Source organism: Dietzia sp. DQ11-38-2, assembly GCF_014145055.1.
Taxonomy (GTDB): domain Bacteria; phylum Actinomycetota; class Actinomycetes; order Mycobacteriales; family Mycobacteriaceae; genus Dietzia.
In genome coordinates, this window is the sequence record NZ_JAALDW010000395.1 from 1 (window position 1) to 22,976 (window position 22,976).

Consider the following 22,976-nt stretch of genomic DNA (forward strand, 5'->3'; position numbering starts at 1 on the left):
CTCCGCGACGGCAGGGTCACCGGCCGTCTCGTGGTGACCATGTGACCCCCGCGCAACGCGGTGACCTGCTCCACCACACCACACCGACGAGAAGAGGACGGACATCATGACGGCGCCACAGAACACCCGGTTCGAGGGCAGGGTCGCACTGGTCACCGGGGCGGCCTCGGGGATCGGGGCGGCCGTGGCGAGGCAGCTCGCCGCGGAGGGCGCGCGCCGGATCCACCTGGTGGACCTGGCGCGGGAGTCAGCGCAGCGCGTCGCCTCGGAGATCGGCGGCGTCGCACACGGGGTGGACGTGGCCGACCCGGACGCGGTCCGCGCGCTCTTCGAGGAGATCTCGGCCGAAGACGGACGGGTGGACGTGGTCGTCCACGCGGCCGGCATCGATGACCCCGTGGCCAAAGCCCACATCTACGAGGCGGCCGAGACCGGCGAACCGGTCGACGTCCTGAGCCGGCTCGACGACTCGACGTGGCGCCGGATCCACGCCGTCAATCTGGACGGCACCTTCCACGTCCTGCGCGAATCCGTGCGGGCGATGCGCCCCGGCGGGGGAGGGGCGATCGTCACCGTGGGGTCCTCGGCGGCGTTCGACACCCTCGTGGGTTACCCGCACTACGCCTCCTCCAAGGCGGCCGTCCACGCACTGAGTCAGTCCGTGGCCAAAGAGGCCGTCCACTTCGGCATCCGGGTCAACACCGTCGCCCCCGGCCCGGTGGACACCGCCATGGCCGCGCGAACCCCCGAGTCGGTCCGCGCGCGGATGAACGAGGGCAGCGCCTTCGGCTACGCCACCGCGGAGCAGCTCTCCGAGAGCATCTGTTACCTGGCCTCCGATCAGGCGTCGAACGTCGTCGGCGCGGTGCTGCTGAGCAACGGGGGTCGCTTCACGGTCTGACGACCCGACAGCGCTCGCACCGCGCGCACGGCGCGACCCGGCAGCAGGGACCGACTCGAGGCCGGGGCCGCGGCGAGGGACGCCGGTCGTCCCGAACGGCTGACGCGGTGTGATCTCCACCCTATTCTGCAATGAAGTGAGTTCAACTCAATGAGCTCCTCGTCTCCGGAAAGGGGAAGCATATGAGGTTCACAGGCACCGTGGCCGCGATCGCGGTGCTCGTCACGACCGCCGCCGTCGCCTCGGCATGCGGATCGGACGACACCGGTTCGGAACTGGCCGGCTCGTGGGACGAGATCGTCGCCGCCGCCACCGACGAGGGGAGCGTGACCATCTACTCCAACCATGCCCCGGCCAACCTGGAGTCGCTCAAGACCGCATTCGAGTCGGAGTATCCCGGGATCTCGTTGAACTACGTCCGCGGGACGGATTCCGATCTGATCCCCCGGGTCGAGGTCGAGAACCAGACGGGCAGCGGGGTCGCCGATGTCCACATGACCACCGACGCCGGGTGGATCCACCGCAGTCTCGATTCGGGTGGCTACTCGGTGGAAGTGGTCGCGCCGGCGATCGACGACCCGGCGTACCGCGCGGAGGACGGGGTGCTGGACGACACCTTCTTCGTCACCAGTGCGACCTCGATCGGCCTGGCGTGGAACACGGAGAACGTGCCCGCTGGGCTCGCGTCCCCCGAGGACCTGCTCGACCCGCGGTTCGACGGCAAGGTCGGCGTCGTCAATCCCGCCGGCTTCCCTGCCGTCGTGCACATCTACCGCCGGATGGACATCGACTACGGGGAGGGGTTCGTCGACAGGCTCGCCGGCGTCAATCCCCGCATCTACGGCAGTGCGCCCGCGATCACCCAGGCGCTCGCGTCGGGTGAGATCTGGGCTGCCCCCGGGGCGTCCATGGACGTCCTGGCGGAACGGGACAAGGGCGCGCCCGTCGATTTCGCCCTGCCCGCGAACCCCATCGGTATCCCGTTCTACTCGCACGTCCTGGCGGCCGCGCCCCACCCGAACGCGGGACAGGTGCTCGCGGACTTCATGCTCACCCCGGCCGGGCAGGCCGCGCTCTCGGAGAACTACATCGCCGCACTGCCGGATGTCCCGGGCACGGGGGTCGAGGGCTCGGACGTCGTCGCGCAGGACATCGGTCTCGCGGATCCGGAGACGCTCGAGGCGGCGGCGGTGGAGGAGTACGTCGCCGCCTGGGAGCGCAGGTTCCTCGGCTGACGGCCCGAGATCAGGATCCCGGCGAAGTTAACGGGCGCTTCCCCTTGCGCTTACGTGACCTGGGTCATACAGTTCACTGAAGTTAGTTCAATTCGGCTCCGGCTCCCGGTGGCCGTCACAGGAAGGGAAGCAATGCGCTTTTCCAGATTCAAGGCCGCTGTCGCCAGCGGGGCAGCGCTCGCGTTGGTGCTCGCGGGGTGCGGGTCGGACTCCGGATCGGGTTCGGAGCTCGCGGGATCATGGGACGAGATCGTCGCCGCCGCCCAGGAGGAGGGCAGCGTGACGATCTACTCCACCCACTCCCCGGACAACCTCGAGGCCCTCAAGCAGGCGTTCGAGGCGGAGTATCCCGGCATCACCCTCACCTACGTCCGCGGGACGGACGCGGACATCCTGCCGAAGATCGAGGTGGAGAACTCCACCGGGTCCGGCGTCGCGGACGTCCACATGACCACGGACGCCGGGTGGATCAACCGCAGCTTCGACACCGACTACTCGGCCGAGGTCGTGGCGCCCTCGCTGGACAACCCCGACTACGACCGCGCGGAGAGCGTGCTCGAGGACAAGTTCTTCCTCACCAGTGCGACGGTGTTCGGCCTCGGGTGGAACACCGCGCAGGTCCCCGAGGGGTTGGCGACGCCGGACGACGCACTCGACCCCCGGTTCGACGGCAAGGTCGGCATCCAGAACCCGAACGGCATCCCGACCTACGTCGACATGTACCGCAAGATCGACGTGGACTACGGCGAGAACTACCTCGAACGGCTCGCCGAGACGAACCCGCGGATCTACTCGAGCGCGGTCGCGATCACCCAGGCCCTGGCCTCCGGTGAGGTGTGGGTGGCGCCGATGGCGGCGAGCAACGTCCTGACCGAGAAGGACAAGGGCGCTCCGGTCGACTTCGCGCTCCCCGAGAACCCGTGGGGCGTGCCCTGGTACTCCCACGTCCTCGCCTCGGCGCCCAATCCGAACGCGGCGCAGCTGCTCGCGGACTTCCTCATCACGGACAAGGGTCAGGAAGCCATCTCGGCCGACTACCTCTCGGTGCTCCCGGACGTCCCGGGCACGGGCGTGCCGGGCTCGACGGTCACGGCTCAGGACGTCGAGCTGGGTGATCCGGACACCCTGGATCCCGAGACGGTCCAGGAGTACCAGGCTCAGTGGGAACAGCTCTTCCTGGGCTGAGCCCCGACCCGGCCCGCGGTGAGGTGTTCGCCCACCGCGGGCCGGATCCCCGCACGCCGCCGATCCCGCACCGCACTACCCCGAGCTGAGGACAGATCGAAGTGAAAAGTTCAGGTCCGCTGTCGATATGGCGACATCGGTTGATGTACGCGGCACTGATACTCGTGCTCGCGTACCTGGTGGTCTGGCCGCTGTTCAAACTCCAGTCGCTGGCGTTCGAGAACGGTGCGGCCGGCTACCGCTCGCAGTACGGACGCGCAGACATCGTCACCACCCTGCAGACCACGGCCGCGCTCGCGTTCTTCTCGCTGGTGATCGCCATGGTGTGCGGAACCGTCCTCGCCTTCGCGACCACCCGGTTGCCGCGCCGCATGGGTTTCCTGCGTCTGGTCCCGATCCTGCCGATCGTCATCCCGTCGGTCGCGAACGTCGTGGGATTCGCGTTCCTGCTCTCCCCGGGCCCCGGCTATATCAACATCCTGCTCCGGATGCTGCCCTGGTGGAGTGATCTGAACTCCGGCCCGGTCAACGTGTACAGCCCGACCTGGATCATCATCATCACCGGGTTCAGCCTCACCTCGTTCGTGTACCTCTTCGTCAGCGCCGGGATGCAGAACATCAGCGGCGAGCACCTCGAGGCCGCCCAGATCGCCGGTTCCACGACCATCGGGACGTTCTTCAAGGTGGTCCTCCCACTGCTGCGCCCGTCGCTCGTCTACGGCGCCGGTGTGGCCCTGCTGCTGGGCCTCGGCCAGTTCACCGCGCCCCTGCTGTTGGGTCAGAACGAGGGCGTCAAGGTCCTGGCCACCGAGATGTACCTCCGGGCCTCGGAGTCACCCATCAACTTCGCCGCCGCCGCGGCCGCGGGATCCCCCCTGGTCATCATGGGCATCCTCGTGGTGTTCGGCCAGCGGGCGCTCCTGGGCAACCAGACCCGGTTCGTCACCCATGGGGGCAAGTCCTTCTCCCCGGTCGGAGGGTCCTCGCACTGGGCCACGGCGATCGTCGCCGTCTACGGTCTGGTCGCGCTCATCCTCCCGCTGGCAGGGGTGATCATCGTGTCCCTGACCCCGTTCTGGTCGGGGACCCTGTCCTGGGACCTGTTCACCCTGAGCAACTACCGGGCGCTGGTCACCACCCCGGGCATAGTGGACTCGGTCGTCACGAGTGTCGTGACGTCGATCGTCGCCGTGCTGATCTGTGTGCCCATCGGGTTCGGTGTCGCGAACCTCATGGTCCGGAGGCAGGACCTGCGCATCCTGCGTACCGTCGCCGACCTCATCACGGCGCTGCCGATGGGTATCCCGGCCGTCATCTTCGGCGTCGGGTTCCTGCTCACCTACACCGAACCGCCGCTCATCCTCTACGGCACCAAGGCCGTCATCATCCTGGTCTACGTGGTCCTCATGATCCCGTTCGCGACCCGTATGCAGCTGACGGCGCTCATCTCGATGGGTGACAAGTACGAGGAGGCCTCGGCGGTCTCGGGAGCCGGCCCGGTGGCGACGATGGCGAGGATCACGCTGCCGATGCTCCGGCCGACCATCCTCAGCTCGATCGCGCTGATGTTCATCCTCCTGACCCACGAGTTCGCGGCCTCGCTGATGGTCCGCTCCGCGACGACGCAGGTGATGGGCACCCTGCTCTACGACCACTGGAGCAACGGTTCGTACACCCTCGTCGCCGCGATGGCGATTCTCATGTCCGCGGTCACGGGTGCCGGTGTCGCGGTCGCGATGCTGATCGGCGGACGCAACGTCCTGGAGAAGCTGTGATGTCGTCCCGCGGGTGCGCGCCCGCCCTGTTACCAGGTGACCGAGCCGAGCCTTTCCGCCGGCGTGAATGTGAGGAAGACCAATGACCGCGAAAATCGAGATCTCCGGTCTCACCAAGCAATACGGAAGCAACGTCGTCGTCGACGAGCTCGATCTGGAGATCGGAGCGGGCGAGTTCCTCGTCCTCCTCGGTCCGAGCGGGTGCGGCAAGACCACCACGCTGCGGTGTCTCGCCGGCCTCGAGACCCCCGAGGCGGGGTCGATCGCCTTCGACGGCGCACCGATGTTCGACGCGGCCAACCGCGTGAACGTGCCTCCCAACAAGCGGAGCATCGGGATGGTGTTCCAGTCCTATGCCCTGTGGCCCAACATGACGGTGCGGAAGAACATCGCGTACCCGTTGAAGGCGCGCAAGCTCAAGGACGCGCTCAACTCCGGGAGGGTCGAAGAGGCCGCGGAGATGGTCGACTGCGGCCACCTGCTCGACCGCTATCCCTCGCAGTTGAGCGGCGGTCAGCAGCAGCGGATCGCCGTCGCCCGGGGGATGGCGTCGAGGCCCGATCTCGTCCTCTTCGACGAACCGCTCAGCAACCTGGACGCGCTCCTGCGCGACCAGGTGCGCACGGAGATCCGCCGGCTGCACGACGAGCTGGGGTTCGGCGCGGTCTTCGTCACCCACGACCACTCCGAGGCGTTCGCGCTCGGGGATCGTCTCGCGATCATGAAGCAGGGGAAGATCGAGCAGCTCGCGACCCCGCAGGACGTGTTCGATCACCCCGTGAGCGAATACGTGGCCGACTTCATCGGCATGTCCAACCGGCTCGAGTTGCACCGCACCGGATTGGAATGGACCACGGCGGCGGGCACCGAACTACCGCTGCGCTGCGAGACGGGCGACAGTCGTGCCGTGTCCGCCCGTCTGTGGCCTGACGACATCACGCTGCACCGGCCGGAGGAGGACGTCTCGCACCGGGAGATCACCCTCGAGGCGACTCTGCTGTCCGCCGAGTTCGGTGGTCGCTACTACGACGTCCAGGTGGGTGCGGGGCCGGAGGAGTACCGACTCCGGGCCTCCGCCGCGGTCCATGGCGACTGGCTGCGGCGAGCGAAGAGGGGCGAGCCCGTCGTCATCAGTTTCCGCTCGGAGAGCCTCAAGATCTACCCGCTCTCTCCAGAGCTCTGACCAGGCCGGATCCGCCTCTCGGCGGGTCCGGCCGGGCCGAGGAAAACCTCACGACGACAGAGGTTGACGAGGCCTGCATCACAGTGTAGACATGAACTGAATCCAGTTCAGGATGACTTACGAAAGGAAAGACCATGGTTCAGACCGACCACGTTCTGTTGGAGAAGGACGGCGACGTCGCCCGCGTGTGGCTCAACCGCCCCCACAAGAAGAACGCCGTCACCGTGGAGCTGCTCCACCGCCTCGACGAGATCATCAAGGAGGTCGACGCGGATCCCGACCTCAAGGTGCTCGTGCTCCGTGGCGTGCAGAACCAGTTCTGCTCGGGCTTCGACCTCGACGAGCTGCTGGGTGACTTCGTCGGCACCACCAACGCCATGGACGTCGGCGTCCTCTCGGCCCAGGTGTGCGACCGCCTCTACTCGATGAACACGCCGTCGGTGGCCGTGCTCGAGGGCTACGTCACCGCCGGTGGCTTCGAGCTCATGATCTCGTGTGACTTCGCGATCGCTGCGGACGACGCCAAGATCGGCGACTTCCACATCCGTCGCGCCCTCTTCGGTGGCGCCGGCCCCATCTACCGCCTCCCGCGGATGATCGGCCTGCGCAAGACCAAGGAGCTCATGCTCACGGGCAAGCTGCTCTCGGGCCAGGAGGCCAAGGACTTCGACCTCATCAACGACTCGGCCCCCGCCGACAAGCTCGACCAGTGCGTCGAGGAGTTCATCGGGACCCTGACCGACAAGAGCCCGTTCATGATGAAGCTCACCAAGATGGCCGTGAACCAGGGCCTGGACGCCGACATCAAGTCGCTCATGATCATGGAGCACTTCGCGGTGGGTAACTCGCTCCAGTCGGAGGACGGCAAGGAGGGCATCCAGGCATTTCTCGAGAAGCGTGAGCCCAAGTGGGTCGGCCGCTGATCTGACCGATCACGGAGCGGGAAACGTCTACGGAACCAGGAGTGCACACGATGAACGAGAACCAGACCCTCCCACCGCTGTTGCGGGGGAGCCGGTGCGCGCACTGCACGACCGTGGCGTTTCCCGCCTCCGTGAGCTGTCAGCGCTGCGGTGGGTCCGAGACCGCCGAGACGGACCTGTCCACCACCGGCACGGTATGGACCGCGACCATCCAGCGGTTCGCCCCGAAGTCGCCGCCGTACGTGGCGCCGCCCGGGGGCTTCCGCCCCTACGCCGTCGGTTACGTCGAACTGCCCGAGGGCGTCAAGGTCGAGGCGCTGCTCGAGGGCACGTCGCCGATCGATCTGATCGGCCGCGAGGTCGTTCTGGTGGGGGCCGATCCGGTACCGAGGTTCGCCCTCGCCCTCGCCACCGCCCCCGCCGTCAACGCGGATGCCGCGCCCCCCGCCGAATCCACCAGTAAGAAGGAGGTCTGATGTCCGACGTGCACATCGTCGGCGCCGGTCTGTCGAAGTTCGGACGCCAGGACGGGGTCAGCGGACGTCAGATGGCCGTCACCGCCATCCGGGCCGCCCTGGCCGACGCCGGGCTGCAGTGGTCCGACGTCCAGATCGCGTTCGGTGGCAGCGACGGGTCCGGCCTCGCGGACACGCTCGTCACCGACCTGGGCCTGACCGGGATCCCCTTCACCAACGTCAAGAACGGGTGCGCGACCGGGGGCAGCGCCCTCGTCTCCGCGATCAACGCCATCCGCTCCGGAGCGGCCGAGGTGGCGCTGGCCGTCGGGTTCGACAAACACCCCCGGGGTGCATTCGACCCCAAGCCGGAGGAGTGGGGCCTGACCGAGGGGTACGGCACCCACGGCCTCATGGTCACCACACAGTTCTTCGCCATGAAGATCACGCGGTACATGGCCCGGCACGGGATCTCGGAGACCACGCTCGCCCGGGTGGCGGAGAAGGCCTACCGCAACGGCAGTATCAACCCGAACGCCTGGCGCCGCGATCCGAAGACCTTGGAGGAGATCGCCGCCTCGCCGATGGTCAACGACCCGCTCACCCAGTTCATGTTCTGCAACCCGGGGGAGGGTGGCGCCGCGATCCTCCTGGCGTCGGAGTCGGTCGCGGCCAGGATGGGTGGCCGCGCGGTGGCCGTCCGCGCGGTCTCCACCGGCACCCGGCCGTTCGGGTCCTTCGAGGTGTTCGCCCCGTCCGTCCAGGGCGAGGGCGAACCCAGCAGCGTGAGCACCGTCGTGGCGCGGCGCGCGTTCGAGACCGCAGGAGTGTCCCCGTCCGACATCGACGTGGCCCAACTCCAGGACACGGAGTCGGGCGCCGAGATCATGCATCTCGCCGAGTGCGGCTTCTGCGAGGACGGCGAGCAGGAAGGGATGCTCGAGCGCGGCGAGACCGAAATCGGCGGCTCGCTCCCCGTCAACACCGACGGCGGGTGTCTGGCCAACGGTGAGCCGATCGGCGCGTCCGGACTGCGCCAGGTTCACGAGGTCGTCACCCAGCTCCGGGGGGAGGCCGGCGAGCGGCAGGTCCCGGGCGCCCCGAGGCTCGGCTTCACCCACGTGTACGGCGCACCGGGAATCAGCGCGTGCACCGTTCTGGAAGGAGGCCGGCGATGAGCGGCACCACCACCGAGCAGCACGGCACCGACCAGGACGATGGACTCCGGGGATTCCTCGACTCCGCCCGTCGATGGCTGGAGTCGATCGCGAGCCCCCGGCAAGCGCGACCCTGGGGCGAGGGCCCGGACTCCGTCGTGGTGTTCGAGAACTGGTCCGCCGAGCAGGAACGCGAGGAGACCGACCGACGCCGCGGATACGAGCAGGCGAAGTTCGACGCCGGATACGGGGCCGTCACCTGGGGGCCCGAGTACGGCGGCCGGGATCTGCCGATCGCCTACGATCTGGCGTTCCGCCGGCTGGAGGCGGACTTCGACCTCCCCCAGCGCACCGAGATGTTCCCGGTGACCCAGCAGCTCATCGCCCCGACCATCGCGCAGTGGGGGACCCAGGACCAGCGCGCGGAATACGTCCGCGCGATGCTCCGGACCGACCTCATCGCCTGTCAGCTCTTCTCCGAGACGGAGGCCGGTTCCGACCTGGCCGCCGTGCGTACCCGCGCCGTGGAGAAGGACGGACGGTGGGTGCTCAACGGTTCCAAGGTGTGGACCTCCGGCGCGAGGGTGGCGGACTACGGGGTCGCGGTGTGCCGCACGGACCCGGACGCGCCCAAGCACCGGGGCCTCACGATGTTCATCGTCCCCATGGACGCCCCCGGTATCACCGTCCGACCCATCCGCCAGATGACCGGTGGGACCTCCTTCAACGAGGTGCTGATCGACGACGTCGAGGTGGACGACCGCTACCGGCTGGGCCCGGTCGGCCAGGGCTGGAAGGTCGCCCTCACCGTCCTGGCGGCCGAACGGCTCGACTCGGGCAACCTCGGGCTCGACAACGCCGATCAGGCGGTCGAGCTGGCCCGCAACGCCGGTCGTGAACTGGACGCCCTGGAGCGGGACGCCGTCGCCGACCTGGTCACCCGCAGCTTCGTCCAGCGACTGGTGGGGATGCGGGTCGCCGCCGCGGTGGGCGCCGGTCGCGAGCCCGGCCCCGAGGCGTCGGTGGGCAAGCTGCTCGCCACCGACACGATGGCCCGTACGTCCGAGACCGTCCGGATGCTCCTCGGCCAGGAGCTGAGCCTCCGCAGCGAGAAGTGGGGGACCTGGGCGTGGACCGAGCACGTCCTCGGCGCTCCCGGCTACCGCATCGCCGGTGGCACCGACGAGATCCAACACAACATCCTCGCCGAGCGCGTGCTCGGTCTTCCCCGGGAGCCACGGCCATGACGACCTCCGACACCGCCGACGGCGCGACCACGAACGACGCGAGCACGACCGAGTCGCTGCTGCGTGACCGGGTGATCGCCGGGCTCGTCGAGAAGGGGGTCCGGGGCCCGTTCGGGCCGCTCGATCCCATGCTGGGAGGACATTCCGGGTTGACGTACCGGATCGCGGGCGCCACCGAGGAGTTCGTGATCAAGTCGGTGCCCCCGGGACAGAAGGCCGTCGGGCGGCACGACATGCTCCGCCAGGCGCGCATCATGTCCGCGCTCGCCGACACCGCCGTGCCGGTCCCCGGCATCCGGGCCACCGATGACCGGTCCCCGGCCTGGTTTGCCATGGACCTGGTGCGCGGGGAGTCCCTCGAGCCGGTCCTCGACGACCCGGCAGTCGAACCGGCGCTCGCGGCCGCCCGGATGCGGCGGGCCGCGCAGATCCTTCCCGCGCTGCACGCGGTGCCGCTGGACTCACTTCCCATCGACGGGCAGGTGCTCACCCCGGCGGACGAACTCGCCCGCTGGGTCCGCACGATGGGTGCGGTCCCGCCCGAGCTCGTCCCCGATGCCGACCGGTTCGAGGCACTGCTCACCGCATCGATCCCGGAGCCGGTGGCCCCGGTGCTGGTCCACGGCGACTACCGACTGGGCAACATCCTCTCCGACGGGGCCGAGCCCGCGGCGCTGATCGACTGGGAGATCTGGAGCCCGGGCGACCCGCGGGTCGAACTCGGGTGGTTCCTCGTCTTCGCCGACGGCACCAACTTCCCCGGCGTGGGCCGGGAAGTCGCCGGTCTGCCCGAACCCGGCGAGCTGATCGACCTCTACTGCGCCGCCGCCGGCGCGCTGTCGGACTTCTCCTGGTTCGATGCGCTCGGCAGGTTCAAGATGGCGGCCATCATGGGGCACAACCTGCGGCGGCACCGCGAGGGTCGGCACCACGACCCGGCGCAGGAGCTGCTACCCGAGACCATCCGCCGGCTCATCGTCACCGGTATCGACCGGCTGGCCTGACGCGGCACCACCCGAGAAACGAGAGAGCACGATGGATTTCGCCTATTCCGACCGTACGGCGGAGCTCGCCGAGAAGCTGTACGCGTTCATGGACGAGCACGTGTACCCCGCCGAGAAGGTGTACGACCAGCAGATCGCGGAGAACGACAACCCGCATGAGCAGCCACAGGTCATGCGGGACCTCCAGGCCATCGCCCGCGAACAGGGACTGTGGAACCTCTTCATGGCCCACGACGGGCTCGGCGCGGGTCTGACGAACCTCGAGTACGCCCCGCTGGCCGAGATCGTCGGACGGTCCCTCATCGGCAACGAGGCCATCAACTGCTCGGCCCCGGACACGGGCAACATGGAGATCCTCGCCATGTACGGCACCGAGGCGCAGAAGGAGAAGTGGCTGAGGCCCCTGCTCGACTGCGACATCCGCTCGGCGTTCGCGATGACCGAACCGGACGTCGCGAGCTCGGACGCCCGGAACATCGGTACGACCATCCTGCGCGACGGCGACGAGTACGTGATCAACGGTCACAAGTGGTACTCCTCGGGAGTGCTCGACCCCGACTGCGCGCTCCTGATCGTCATGGGCAAGTCCGACCCGGAGGGGCCCGCCTACCGGCAGCAGTCGATGATCCTCGTCCCGACCGACTCGCCGGGGATCGAGATCGTCCGCGATCTGCCGATGCTCGGGTACCACGACCGACTCGGCCACGGAGAGGTCACCTTCACCGACGTGCGGGTGCCGGCCGAGAACATGCTCGGTGAGGAGGGTGACGGTTTCACCATCGCCCAGGGGCGCCTGGGGCCCGGCCGTATGCACTACGCAATGCGCGCTATCGGGATCGCCGAGCGGGCGCTCGAGCTGATGTGCCAGCGCGCGCAGGACCGCGTCGCGTTCGGCGAACCGCTCGCCAAGCGCGGGGTGGTCCGCGAATGGATCGCCCGCAGCCGGATCGAGATCGACCAGATCCGCCTGCTCACCTTCCAGGCGGCGTGGCTGATGGACACCCGGGGCAACGCCGCGGCTCGGATGCAGGTCGCCGCGATCAAGGTCTCCGCGATGGAGACCGCGCACAAGGTCGTGGACCGCGCGGTGCAGACCTTCGGCGCCGCCGGCGTGAGCGACGACAACGTGCTGGGCCGGTTCTACGCCCTGACCCGTGCACTGCAGATCGCGGACGGACCCACCGAGGTCCACCTGCGCACCATGGCGCGACTCGAACTCACGAAGTACACCCCCACCACCACGGAGGCCCGATCATGAGCGCCACGTCCACCCTCCTGGCCGGCAAGGTCGCGCTCGTCACCGGCGCGACCCGGGGCCTCGGCAAGGCCATGGCGCTCGCCCTGTCCGAGGCCGGCGCCACCGTGATCGTCTCGAGCCGCAAGGCCGACCAGTGCGAGGCGGTGGCCGCCGAGATCTCCGCCGCGACCGGCAATGCGGCGCACCCGTTGGCGCTGCACGTCGGCGACTGGGACGCCATCGAACCGGCCGTGGACCAGATCGTCCGCGACCACGGGTCGATCGACGTGGTGGTCAACAACGCCGGCATCACCCGGGACAAGATGCTGTTCAACATGGAGGACGACGACTTCGACGCGGTGATCAGGGTGCACCTGCGCGGGCATTTCCTGCTCACCCGCAACGCCGCGGCCCACTGGCGGGGCGAGAGCAAGAAGTCCGACTCCCCGGTGTACGGGCGGCTGATCAACACCTCGTCCGAGGCGGGACTCTTCGGCCCGCCCGGGCAGGCGAACTACGGCGCGGCCAAGGCCGCCATCACCGCGCTCACCCTCTCGGCCTCACGTGTGCTCTCCCGGATCGGCTGTACGGCCAACGCCATCGCTCCCCGGGGACGCACGGGGATGACCGAGGGCGTCTTCGAGGACTGGGACGAGTCGAAGGGGCCCGACCCGCTGTCGCCGGACCGGGTGGCGGACCTGGTGTCGTACCTCGCGTCGCCCGCCGCGGCCGGTGTCAGCGGTCAGCTGTTCGTGGTATACGGCGGCATGGTGGCGTTGGTGGACGCCCCGGTGGTGGAGAAGCGGTTCGACGCCGAGGGCGGTGTGTGGGACCGCCGGGAGTTCGCCGACGCGGTCTCCGGCCACTGGTCAGGGCGGCCCGAGGGCAAGTCCTTCTCCGCCTCGGAGATCATGACCCTCTGACCTGAACCGATGCGGTCCCCGCGGCGTTTGCTGAGAGACGCGCGGGGACCGCTTTCGTTGTGTCGGGGCGTGTTAGATTCCCGGCACACGCGCAGGGGCACCGTTCGGGGGTGATTGGTAGGCCTTGCTAATGAGAACGTGTTCTAGCTACTATGTAATCTAGGTCACGCCGAACCGGTCACTTGTTCAGTTCGGTGCGACCGGGGGATGAGAGAAGACAGGAGGGGGGCGATATGGCGAGAGTTCTCGATGCGCCGCTCAAGGGAGTCGGCGATTTCGTCGCCATGAGCCTCGACACGTTCGTGTCCTTCCCGTCGATCGTGCGGCAGGGCCGGGAGTTCGTCGAACAGTCCTGGTTCATCGCCCGGGTCTCCATGATGGCCACCATCCTGGTGGCGATCCCGTTCACCGTCCTGGTGAGCTTCACGCTCAACATCCTGCTCCGCGAGATCGGTGCGGCCGATCTTTCGGGGGCGGGGGCCGCGCTCGGCGCCGTCACCCAGGTCGGTCCCATGGTCACGGTCCTCATCGTGGCGGGGGCCGGGGCCACCGCCATCTGCGCGGACCTCGGGGCCCGCACCATCCGCGAGGAGATCGACGCGATGGAGGTCCTCGGGATCGACCCGGTCAAGCGCCTGGTCGTCCCCCGGGTCGCCGCGTCCACCTTCGTGGCGCTGCTGCTCAATGGCCTGGTGTGCACGATCGGCATCCTCGGTGGTTTCCTCTTCTCGGTTCTCCTGCAGGGCGTCAACCCGGGCGCCTTTGTAGACGGGATCACCCTGCTCACGGGCCTGGGTGAGCTCATCCTGGCGCAGATCAAGGCCGGGATGTTCGGGATGCTCGCCGGCCTGGTGGCCTGCTACAAGGGCCTCTACGTCCGGGGCGGGCCGAAAGAGGTGGGCAGCGCTGTGAACGAGACCGTCGTCTTCGCCTTCATGGCCCTGTTCGTCGTCAACACCGTGCTCACGGCGGTCGGCGTCAAGGTCCTGGGGGCGTGAGGTGACCGTCATTGAGACCACCCGGTTCCCGCGCCTCGCGCGGGCCCGGCACCACACCGTCGGCAGGGCCGACGACTTCGGCGGCATCGCCCTGTTCTTCTGGCGAGCACTGCTGGCCACGCCGCGGGCGCTCACCCAGTACCCGAAGGAGACGCTGCGTCTGATCGCCGAGATCGCCATGGGAACGGGTGCGCTGGCGATGATCGGCGGCACAGTGGTGATCGTCGGCTTCCTCACCCTCGCCACCGGCGGCGTGATCGCGGTCCAGGGCTTCTCCTCGCTCACCGACGTCGGGGTCGAAGCGCTCACCGGCTTCTTCGCGGCGTTCATCAACGTCCGTATCGCCGCCCCCGTGATCGCTGGCATCGGGTTGGCCGCCACCATCGGTGCCGGCGCGACGGCCCAGCTCGGGGCGATGCGGGTGTCCGAGGAGATCGACGCGCTGGAGGTCATGGCGATCGACTCGATCACCTACCTGGTCTCCACCCGGATCGTCGCCGGGATGATCGCCGTGGTGCCGTTGTACTCGCTCGCCGTCATCGCCTCGTTCGTGGCGAGCCGGTTCGCGACCGTCCAGATCTATGGTCAGTCCGGTGGCGTGTACGACCATTACTTCTCGACGTTCCTCATCCCCACGGACATCCTGTGGTCCTTCGTCCAGGCCATAGCGATGGCCATCACGATCATGCTCATCCACACCTACTACGGCTACAACGCCGCCGGCGGTCCCGCCGGCGTCGGCTCGGCCGTGGGCAACGCCGTCCGCACCTCGCTCATCGCGGTGGTGACCGTGACCCTTCTCGTCTCCCTCGCGATCTACGGCGGAGACGGCAACTTCAACCTGTCGGGATAGGAGGCGGACGTGGCGAGAACTGTGAGTCAGAGCGATACGGTGCCCAAGCGCATCGCGGCGACGGTGCTGGCGCTCTTCATCGTCGTGGTGATCGCGCTCTCCCTCCTGATGTTCGCGAGGGTCTTCGACAGTCGGGTGCCGTTGACCGTCCGCAGTGATCGCGCCGGTCTGGTCATGGAGGCCGACGCCAAGGTGCGCGCCCGCGGTGTGGAGATCGGCAACGTCAAGGACATCCGCCAGGAGTTCGGCGGGGCGACGATCGAGATCGAGGTCGATCCCGCGGCGCTGGAGGCCATCCCCGCCAACTCCCCGGTGACGATCGGATCCAACACGGTGTTCGGTGCGAAGTCCGTCGACTTCGAGTCCCCGATGCGGCCGGACCCGACGCCGCTGGCCGCGGGCACTGTCGTCGAGGCGTCCAATGTCACCGCCGAGGTCAACACACTGTTCCAGGACCTCACCGACCTGCTCATCGCGATCGAGCCGGAGAAGCTCAACGCCACCCTCGGCGCGGTCTCTGGGGCGGTCGACGGGCGCGGTGAACAGGTGGGGCGCACGATCACCGACTTGGGCGACTACCTGCAGGAGATCAACCCGCAGATCGACACCCTCCAGAGGGACCTGGCCAAGGGGTCGCGGGTGGCCAACCTCTACGCCGACGTCACCCCCGACATCATGCGCCTGCTCGACTCCGGCACCGATGTCGGCGCCAACGTCGTCAGCAACCAGGCGCGGTTCGAACAATTGCTGGTCTCTGCGATCGGCACGGGCGAGACCGGCAAGCGCCTGCTGTCCGAGAACGGCAACGAGTTGGTCAAGATGCTCTCGGACCTGCGTGCCTCGACCAGCCTGCTCGCGGAGTACCACCCCATGCTCACCTGTCTGATCGTGGGCCTGAACCAGGGCGTCGAGGGCGCCACGTCAGCCTTCGGCGGCGAGGACCAGCCCGGCCTGGTATTCAAGTCGGGGTGGCAGCAGGGGGCGCGAGCGTACGAGTACCCCAAGGACCTGCCGAAGGTCAACGCCAGCACCGGACCCAACTGCTACGGCCTCCCGTTCCCCGACCCGAACGTCCACGCCCCGTTCGTCGTGACCGACACGGGCTCCAACCCCGTGGAGGGCATGCCCGACGTGTTCACCTCTCGCCCCGCCCCGCTATTCGGCCCGTTGCGGCCCACCGAGCCCGGTCGTCCCGCGCCCCCGACGCTGCTGCAGGTCATGCTCGGCATGGACGGGGAGACCCCGTGACCGCCGGGCGCTCGGCAGCGCGAAACGCCCGTCTTACCCTGATCAAGCTGGCGATCTTCACCACGGTGATGGTGCTGGTCCTGGCCGGTCTGGTCATGGTCTTCAGCGAGTACCGCTCCGGCGCGTCCGAGAAGTTTAATGCCGTGTTCACCGACGTCTCGGGGCTGGAGTCCGGGGACAAGGTGCGCATCGCGGGAGTGGAGGTGGGCCGCGTCGACCGGATCGCACTGGCGGACGGGAACACAGCCGCGGTCCGGTTCTCCGTGGCCGGGAACCAGGTCGTGCACGCCAGCACCGAGGCGATGGTGCGGTACGAGAACCTGACCGGGGACCGCTATCTGGAACTCAACCGGGGGGAGGGGGATCAGTCTCCGCTCGAGGCGGGCGGGACGCTGCCGATCTCGCAGACCTCCCCGGCCCTGGATCTCGATGCCTTGCTCGGCGGGTTCCGTCCGCTGTTCCGCGCGTTGGACCCCGGCCAGGTCAACCAACTGTCGGAGTCGATCGTCAAGGTGTTCCAGGGTGAGGCCGGCACCGTGCAGGACCTGCTCGCCTCGACATCGTCCCTCACACAGACACTTGCAGACAGGGACCAACTCATCGGGGACGTGATCACCAACCTCAACGGCGTTCTCACCACCGTGTCGGACAACCAGTCCAACGTCGATTCGATCGTCGACGACCTCCAGCAGCTCGTCTCCGGTCTGTCCGCGAACGCCGAGCCGATAGGCGAGTCCGTCGAACGCCTCAACGACGCCAGCGCCAACATGACCACACTCCTGTCCGACGTCCGCCCGGCCCTGCGCGAGGACGTCGCCCAGATCGACCGGGTGGCGACGCTCATCAACGAGGACGAGCCGTTCGTCGAGAACGTGATCAACCGGCTCCCGTCCGACTTCGAGAAGATGGGGCGCTTGGGCGTGTACGGCAGCTTCTTCCAGTTCTATCTCTGCGGTGTGATCGTGCAGGTCACCAACCCCGTGACCGGTAGGGGCGTGTACCTGCCCCAGTACGAGCAGACGACGGGACGGTGTGCGTTCCCCGATGAGTGACACAATAGACGGGACCCCGCCGAAGGCGCCCCGAGGACAGCTCCGCTTCCGCGACCGCGACCCCAAGACGATCGGTGTCTGGGGAGCCGTGGGGGCCGTGGCGTTGATGGCGATCTCGCTCAACTACGACCGGATCCCGTATGTCAACGGGATGCGCGGCGCGACCGCGTACGTGGCCGACGCCGCCGGGCTCAACACCGGTGACGAGGTGCAGGTGGCCGGGATGAGGGTCGGCTCGGTGCGGAAGATCGAGCTCGACGGGGACAGGGTCAGGGTCCGCTTCGACATCGACACCGGCGTCGCGCTCGGCACGGACACCTCCGCCCAGGTCAAGACGGACTCGATCCTGGGCCGGCGCGCGCTCGGTGTCTTCTCCGACGGTCGGGGTGAACTCCCCGACAACACCATCCCGCTCGAGCGGACCTCGGTCCCGTACTCGCTCACCGCCGCGCTCGGAGACCTCAGCGACACGGTCGAGGCGATGGACACGGACAAGGTCGACGAGGCGCTGACCGTGCTCGCCGAGACAATGGAGGGGTCCTCGCCCGAGATCCGCGGCGCGTTGGACGGGATTACCAGGCTCTCGCGCTCTCTCAACGAGCGCGACGAGGGCGTCCGGCAGCTCCTCGACAAGGCCGCGGGGACCACCGACATCCTCGGGCGGCGAAGTGACCAGATCAACCAGCTCATGGTGGACGGCAACGTGCTGTTCACCCAGCTCGACCTCCGGCGAAGGGCCCTCAGCGAGTTGATCGTCAACATCGACGAACTCGCCCGGCAGCTCTCGGGGGTGGTCCAGGACAACGAGGCACAGCTCGGACCCGCCCTTGACAAGTTGGAGCAGGTGTCGGATCTGTTGATCCGCAACAAAGAGGACATCGATCTGGGGCTGCGCCGGATCGTCCCGTTCTCCACGGCGCTGAGCGAGGCCGTGGCGTCCGGACCGTGGTTCAACGCCTACGTGTCCAACCTGTCGATCGGTCATTACCAGCAGACCATCCTGCGCGACCTCATGCCTCTCATCGACGACCGCGTCCAGCCCGAGCCGGGACTGGTCCGCGAGCCGACGATGCCGGCCGTACCGGGTCTGACCCTGATGGACGAGCACCCCGGCTGGGGCGAGAAGAGGTTGCCCCGATGAGTCGACTGCTGGCGTCCACACTGTCCAAGGTCGTGGCCCTCGTCGTCGTCGTCCTCCTCGTGATTGCCGCGGTGTGGTTCTTCTCCACCCGGACCAAGACGATCGTCGCCTTCTTCGAATCCACCCGGGGCGTCTACGAGGACGACACCGTCCGGGTGCTCGGGGTGCGTGTCGGACGGATCTCCGAGATCACCTCCGAGGACGGCAGGTCCAAGGTCACGATGAAGGTCGACCGGGACGTCCCGGTCCCCGCCGACGCCACCGCGTTGCTCGTGGCACAGTCCCTCGTGGCCGAGCGGTTCATCCAGATCACCCCCGCCTTCACGGGCGGCGAGGAGATGCCGGACGGCGGCACGATCCCCGTCGAGCGCACCGCGATCCCGGTGGAATGGGACGGGGTCAAGGAGCAGCTCATGAAGCTGTCCACCGCCCTCAGTCCCGTCGGTCACGAGGAGACGGGCCCGCTCGGCGAGTTCGTCGACTCGGCCGACGCGATGCTCGACGGCAACGGTGTGGAGGTCCGCGACGCCCTCAACGAGGTCTCGCAGACCATGGCGCTGCTCTCGGACGGGCGGGAGAACCTCTTCACCACCCTCAAGAACCTGCAACTGTTCGTCACAGCGCTCTCACAGAGCGAGGAACAGATCGTGTCCTTCGGGGGGAAGCTGGCCAGCGTGTCGCAGGTGCTCGGAGACCAGACGGGCGACATCGATGCGGCGCTGAGCGATCTCGACCTGGCGGTGACCGACATCAACCGGTTCCTCGACAACAACGGGGAACGCGTGACCACTGCTGTCGACAAGCTCGGCCAGGCGACCGAGGTGGTGCGCGACCGGCGGGCCGAGCTGGAGGGAGTGCTCCACGTGGGCCCCACCGCCATGGCCAACTTCTACAACATCTACCGGCCGTACCAGGGCGTCCTCACCGGGGTGTTGACCATGAACCAGATGGCCAACCCGACCAACTTCATCTGCGGTGCGATCGCGGGCCTGGCCAACAACACCGCCGAATCCGACGCACAGCTGTGCGCCCAGTACATGGGCCCGCTGTTCAACTCGCTCGCCTCCAGCTACCCATACGGCGCGGTCACCCCGCCGATCACCCCCACCGCGGAGCCCCAACAGATCTGGGACTCGCAGAAGCCAGGGACGCAGACCCCACCGGGTGTGCAGCCGGTCTCCGACCGGCCTGACCCGCTGATCAACGTGGTCAACAAGGGCGACAACCTCACCGACACCCTGCTCGTGACGGGAGATGCGTAGATGTTTCGCAACCGACCCAGTGGCCGAATTCTGACGGCAGGTGCACTCGGCGCCGTCGTGCTGCTCTCCGGTGCCGGATGCACCTGGGAGGGTCTCAACTCCCTGCCGCTACCCGGAGCGCAGGGCAGGGGGGAGGGTGCGTACGAGATCACCCTCGAGATGCCCAACGTCACCACCATCACCCGCAACTCCCCGGTCCGGGTGAACGACGTCAACGTCGGGTCGATCACGGACATGCAGGTGGAGGACTACACGGCGATCGTCACGGTCTCGCTCAACGAGGATGTCCGGCTCCCGGCCAACGCACATGCGAAGATCGGGCAGACCAGCCTCCTGGGGTCGCAACATCTCGAGATCTTCCCGCCCCCGGACGGCGAACCCGAGGGCTCGCTCTCCGACGGGGACGTCATCCCGTTGGCCCGCGCCGGAGTGTACCCGACCACGGAGCAGACGCTGTCGGCCTTGTCGGTCGTCCTGACCGACGGCGGGCTGGCGCAGTTCGAGACCATCGCCAGCGAGCTCAACACCGCGTTGGACGGCCGGCAGGTCGACGCCAAGGAGGTCATCACCCAGCTGGAGACCACCGTGAGCGGCCTCGACGAGCAGCGGGCCGACATCATCGCCGCCATGGACGGGCTGGACCGGCTGTCCCGCCAGATCAACGACCAGACCGACACCCTGGCCAGAGCGCTGGCGCAGATGCCCGAGGCCGTCGCGCTGATCAACGACCAGAAGCAGGAGCTGACCACAGCAATGGTCTCGCTCGGGGATTTCGGCAACAAGGCCAACCAGGTGATCGACGCCGGTGGTGGACAGAACCTGGTGGACAACCTCCGCGACATCACGCCGGTCCTCGACTCGCTGGCCAACGCCGGGCGCGACCTGACCCGGGCGCTGAGCGTGCTCATCACGTTCCCGTTCCCGCAGGCGGGCATCGACAACTTCCTCCGCGGCGACTACGCCAACCTGTACATCCACGCCGACACGACGATGCCGCGTCTGTCGGAGACCTTCCTCCTGGGCACCGAGTTCGGCAACCGTATGGCCGGCCTCGAGGGCTATGTGGGCCTCGCGCCCAATCCGCTGGCCGGCGCGAACCCGTTCTCCCTCGACATCCCGCGGCCGGAGCACTCGGGCGAGGAGCCGTTCGCCGAACTGCCACCTGAGCCGGGATCCGGCGCCCCGACTGAGGAGGCCCCCCGATGACCCGGTTCGTGCGAATCCAGCTGACCATCTTCGCCGTGGTGACGGTTCTCGCCCTGTCGGTAATGTCGGTCTCCTACCTCAAGCTGCCGACTGCGTTCGGCTGGCAGCGCACCGATGTCGCACTGCAGATGCCGGACACCGGTGGGGTCTACAAGAACGCCAACGTCTCCTACCTGGGCAATGTGATCGGGAGAGTCGACGCGGTCACCCTCAAGCCCGGTCACGTCGTGGCCGAACTGCACTTCGACACGCGGGCGGAGGTCCCCGAGAACGTCCGCGCGCAGATCCGGAGTGTCTCCGCGGTCGGGGAGCAGTTCGTCGAGCTAGTGCCCGAGGGCGAGCCCGTCGGCGAGATGGCCGACGGCACCGTGCTCGGCGAGGACCGGGTCGACATGCCCCAGGGGATCGGCCCCGTCCTGGACCAGGCCACGGTGCTCATGGCGTCGATCGACGACGGCAAGATGCGCCGCGTCATCTCTGAGTCGTTCGACGCGTTCAACGGTTCCGAGCGGGAGCTCCAGCAGTTCCTGGACTCCGCGCAGCTCCTCCTTGAGGAGGCCCAGCGCAACACCGGGGCCACCCGCCAGCTGATCGCCGACGCCGAGCCGGTCCTGGACTCGCAGCTGCGCTCAGCGGACTCGATCCGTGCCTGGACCCGGAACCTCGCAGACCTGACCGATCAGCTCCGGGTCAACGAGCCCCAGCTGACCTCGATCATCCAGCGCGGCCCGGACTCCCTGGCCCGGGCGACCAGGGTCCTCAACGATCTGCAGCCGACCATGCCGGTGCTGGTCGCCAACCTGGTGAGCGTCGGCGAGGTTGGCGTGGTCTACAACCGCTCCATCGAGCAGTTGCTCGTGATCTACCCGGCCCTGGTGTCCTCGCTCATCACCGCGATCAACGGCGCCAAGGACACCGGTGAGATCAAGGTGGATTTCAACCTCCAGATCAACGAGACCCCGCCGTGCACCACCGGCTTCTTGCCGGCGGACCAGCGGCGGTCGCCCGCCGACCTGTCCGTGCCCCCGCTGATGAACGGCATCTACTGCAAGGTCCCCAAGGACTCCCAGACGACCGTCCGTGGAGCCCGCAACCTGCCGTGCATGGAGTACCCCGGTCGGCGAGCTGCCTCTCCGGCGGAGTGTGCGGCCGATGACTACGTCCCCGAGGGCATCAACCCGCCGGACACCAGCGAGGTCGGCCCGCCCGGTGACAGCCCGAACGCGTACAACGTTGTCCCCTCGTCCAACAGCGGCGAGCGGGAGATCCGCACCTCCGCCGCCATGTACGACCCGGCGACGGGCGAGTACCTCGGTGCGAACGGCAAGACGTATCGTCAGCTTAACCTGGGGACCGCGAGCAAGCTGTCCGCGGACGCCGACCTGGCCGACATCCTGACGAATGGAGTGACCTAGTGCCGCAGTCGGACGAGACCCCCACTGATGGTGAGCGGACCGGGCTGGTCGTCGCCTCCGTGATCACTGCCCTGTGCCTGGTGGCGGCCCTCGTTGCCTCGGGGCTGTGGCTCACCGAGCGTGGCCAGGCGGCCTCGATCCGGGCGGACCGGGCGTCCGCGAGCGAGCTCGATGGGTCATACCGCGACTTCGCCACCGACGTGATGACCCGGCTCATGACCATCCGTCAGGAGACCCTGACCGAGGACGTGGACCGGATCGTGGACATGATCGAGGGCGACTTCTCCGAGCAGTTCACCCCCCGTCGCGACTCCTACGAGGAGGTCGTCAAGACCACCGCGGTGGTGGCCGACGGGGTGGTGTCCGCCGCAGCGGTCGAGCACTCCTACCCCGAGCGCGCAGAGGTGATCATGGCGATCGACCAGACCATCGGCAATCCCCGGTCCCAGGAGGACCAGGACCGGCAGTACCGCGTCCGGGTGACGGTCAACCGTCACGACGACGGCGAGATGAGGGTCTCGGGGGTGAACTTCATCCCGTGAGCAGCAACGACGTGCCAGACGCCCGCTCCGCCCG

General features: G+C 68.1%; 21 protein-coding genes. All 21 read left to right on the forward strand.

What is annotated here, in order from left to right; all coding sequences use genetic code 11:
- The first annotated feature begins 106 nt into the window (after positions 1-106).
- The 21 genes from G6026_RS13025 (at position 107) to G6026_RS13125 (ending at position 22,942) form a co-directional block, all read left to right on the forward strand.
- Positions 107-901, forward strand: a complete 795-nt coding sequence (locus G6026_RS13025; RefSeq protein ID WP_107756833.1) for an SDR family NAD(P)-dependent oxidoreductase — start codon at positions 107-109, stop codon at positions 899-901.
- Positions 902-1,083: 182 nt separating this feature from the next.
- Entirely contained in the window at positions 1,084-2,136 is a 1,053-nt protein-coding gene (locus G6026_RS13030) for an extracellular solute-binding protein (protein WP_182613428.1), read from the forward strand.
- Between the two features lie 132 nt (positions 2,137-2,268).
- The gene (locus G6026_RS13035; protein WP_107756828.1) at positions 2,269-3,321 is read left to right on the forward strand and encodes an extracellular solute-binding protein; all 1,053 of its coding nucleotides are present in this window, start codon (positions 2,269-2,271) and stop codon (positions 3,319-3,321) included.
- Between the two features lie 143 nt (positions 3,322-3,464).
- Entirely contained in the window at positions 3,465-5,096 is a 1,632-nt protein-coding gene (locus G6026_RS13040) for an iron ABC transporter permease (protein WP_107756827.1), read from the forward strand.
- Between the two features lie 82 nt (positions 5,097-5,178).
- On the forward strand, positions 5,179-6,279 hold the full coding sequence (locus tag G6026_RS13045) for an ABC transporter ATP-binding protein (RefSeq protein ID WP_107756826.1): 1,101 nt from the start codon (positions 5,179-5,181) through the stop codon (positions 6,277-6,279).
- 134 nt (positions 6,280-6,413) lie between these two features.
- Positions 6,414-7,202, forward strand: a complete 789-nt coding sequence (locus tag G6026_RS13050) for an enoyl-CoA hydratase/isomerase family protein (RefSeq protein ID WP_107756825.1) — start codon at positions 6,414-6,416, stop codon at positions 7,200-7,202.
- Positions 7,203-7,252: 50 nt separating this feature from the next.
- Positions 7,253-7,678, forward strand: a complete 426-nt coding sequence (locus G6026_RS13055) for an OB-fold domain-containing protein (protein WP_107756824.1) — start codon at positions 7,253-7,255, stop codon at positions 7,676-7,678.
- A complete protein-coding gene (locus G6026_RS13060; protein WP_107756823.1) occupies positions 7,678-8,835 on the forward strand; it encodes a thiolase family protein in 1,158 nt (385 codons plus the stop codon). Before G6026_RS13055 ends, G6026_RS13060 begins: the two co-directional genes overlap by 1 nt.
- The gene (locus G6026_RS13065; RefSeq protein WP_182613429.1) at positions 8,832-10,061 is read left to right on the forward strand and encodes an acyl-CoA dehydrogenase family protein; all 1,230 of its coding nucleotides are present in this window, start codon (positions 8,832-8,834) and stop codon (positions 10,059-10,061) included. The genes G6026_RS13060 and G6026_RS13065 overlap by 4 nt, the downstream gene beginning before the upstream one ends.
- Positions 10,058-11,065: a phosphotransferase family protein gene (locus G6026_RS13070; RefSeq protein ID WP_107756821.1), complete on the forward strand. Its 1,008-nt coding sequence runs from the start codon at positions 10,058-10,060 to the stop codon at positions 11,063-11,065. Before G6026_RS13065 ends, G6026_RS13070 begins: the two co-directional genes overlap by 4 nt.
- A 31-nt stretch (positions 11,066-11,096) precedes the next feature.
- Positions 11,097-12,323 (forward strand): acyl-CoA dehydrogenase family protein, encoded by a 1,227-nt coding sequence (locus tag G6026_RS13075; RefSeq protein ID WP_182613430.1) that lies wholly within the window; start codon positions 11,097-11,099, stop codon positions 12,321-12,323.
- Positions 12,320-13,225 carry an SDR family NAD(P)-dependent oxidoreductase gene (locus tag G6026_RS13080; RefSeq protein ID WP_182613431.1) on the forward strand — a complete coding sequence of 302 codons (906 nt, stop codon included), beginning with the start codon at positions 12,320-12,322 and terminating at the stop codon, positions 13,223-13,225. Before G6026_RS13075 ends, G6026_RS13080 begins: the two co-directional genes overlap by 4 nt.
- A gap of 233 nt (positions 13,226-13,458) precedes the next feature.
- Entirely contained in the window at positions 13,459-14,223 is a 765-nt protein-coding gene (locus G6026_RS13085) for an ABC transporter permease (protein WP_067711895.1), read from the forward strand.
- A gap of 1 nt (position 14,224) precedes the next feature.
- Positions 14,225-15,076 (forward strand): ABC transporter permease, encoded by an 852-nt coding sequence (locus G6026_RS13090; RefSeq protein WP_107748790.1) that lies wholly within the window; start codon positions 14,225-14,227, stop codon positions 15,074-15,076.
- 21 nt (positions 15,077-15,097) lie between these two features.
- Positions 15,098-16,324, forward strand: a complete 1,227-nt coding sequence (locus G6026_RS13095; RefSeq protein WP_231750479.1) for an MCE family protein — start codon at positions 15,098-15,100, stop codon at positions 16,322-16,324.
- On the forward strand, positions 16,321-17,376 hold the full coding sequence (locus tag G6026_RS13100) for an MCE family protein (protein WP_107748792.1): 1,056 nt from the start codon (positions 16,321-16,323) through the stop codon (positions 17,374-17,376). Before G6026_RS13095 ends, G6026_RS13100 begins: the two co-directional genes overlap by 4 nt.
- The gene (locus tag G6026_RS13105) at positions 17,369-18,517 is read left to right on the forward strand and encodes an MCE family protein (protein WP_107748852.1); all 1,149 of its coding nucleotides are present in this window, start codon (positions 17,369-17,371) and stop codon (positions 18,515-18,517) included. Before G6026_RS13100 ends, G6026_RS13105 begins: the two co-directional genes overlap by 8 nt.
- Positions 18,514-19,779, forward strand: coding sequence for an MCE family protein (locus G6026_RS13110; RefSeq protein ID WP_107748793.1), 1,266 nt, complete (start codon positions 18,514-18,516; stop codon positions 19,777-19,779). The genes G6026_RS13105 and G6026_RS13110 overlap by 4 nt, the downstream gene beginning before the upstream one ends.
- Complete coding sequence (locus tag G6026_RS13115; RefSeq protein ID WP_107748794.1) at positions 19,780-20,985, forward strand: MCE family protein; 1,206 nt, start codon at positions 19,780-19,782, stop codon at positions 20,983-20,985. It abuts the gene before it with no gap.
- Positions 20,982-22,400 (forward strand): MlaD family protein, encoded by a 1,419-nt coding sequence (locus G6026_RS13120; RefSeq protein ID WP_107748795.1) that lies wholly within the window; start codon positions 20,982-20,984, stop codon positions 22,398-22,400. Before G6026_RS13115 ends, G6026_RS13120 begins: the two co-directional genes overlap by 4 nt.
- Positions 22,400-22,942 carry a hypothetical protein gene (locus G6026_RS13125; protein WP_107748796.1) on the forward strand — a complete coding sequence of 181 codons (543 nt, stop codon included), beginning with the start codon at positions 22,400-22,402 and terminating at the stop codon, positions 22,940-22,942. The genes G6026_RS13120 and G6026_RS13125 overlap by 1 nt, the downstream gene beginning before the upstream one ends.
- The last annotated feature ends 34 nt before the right edge of the window (positions 22,943-22,976 follow it).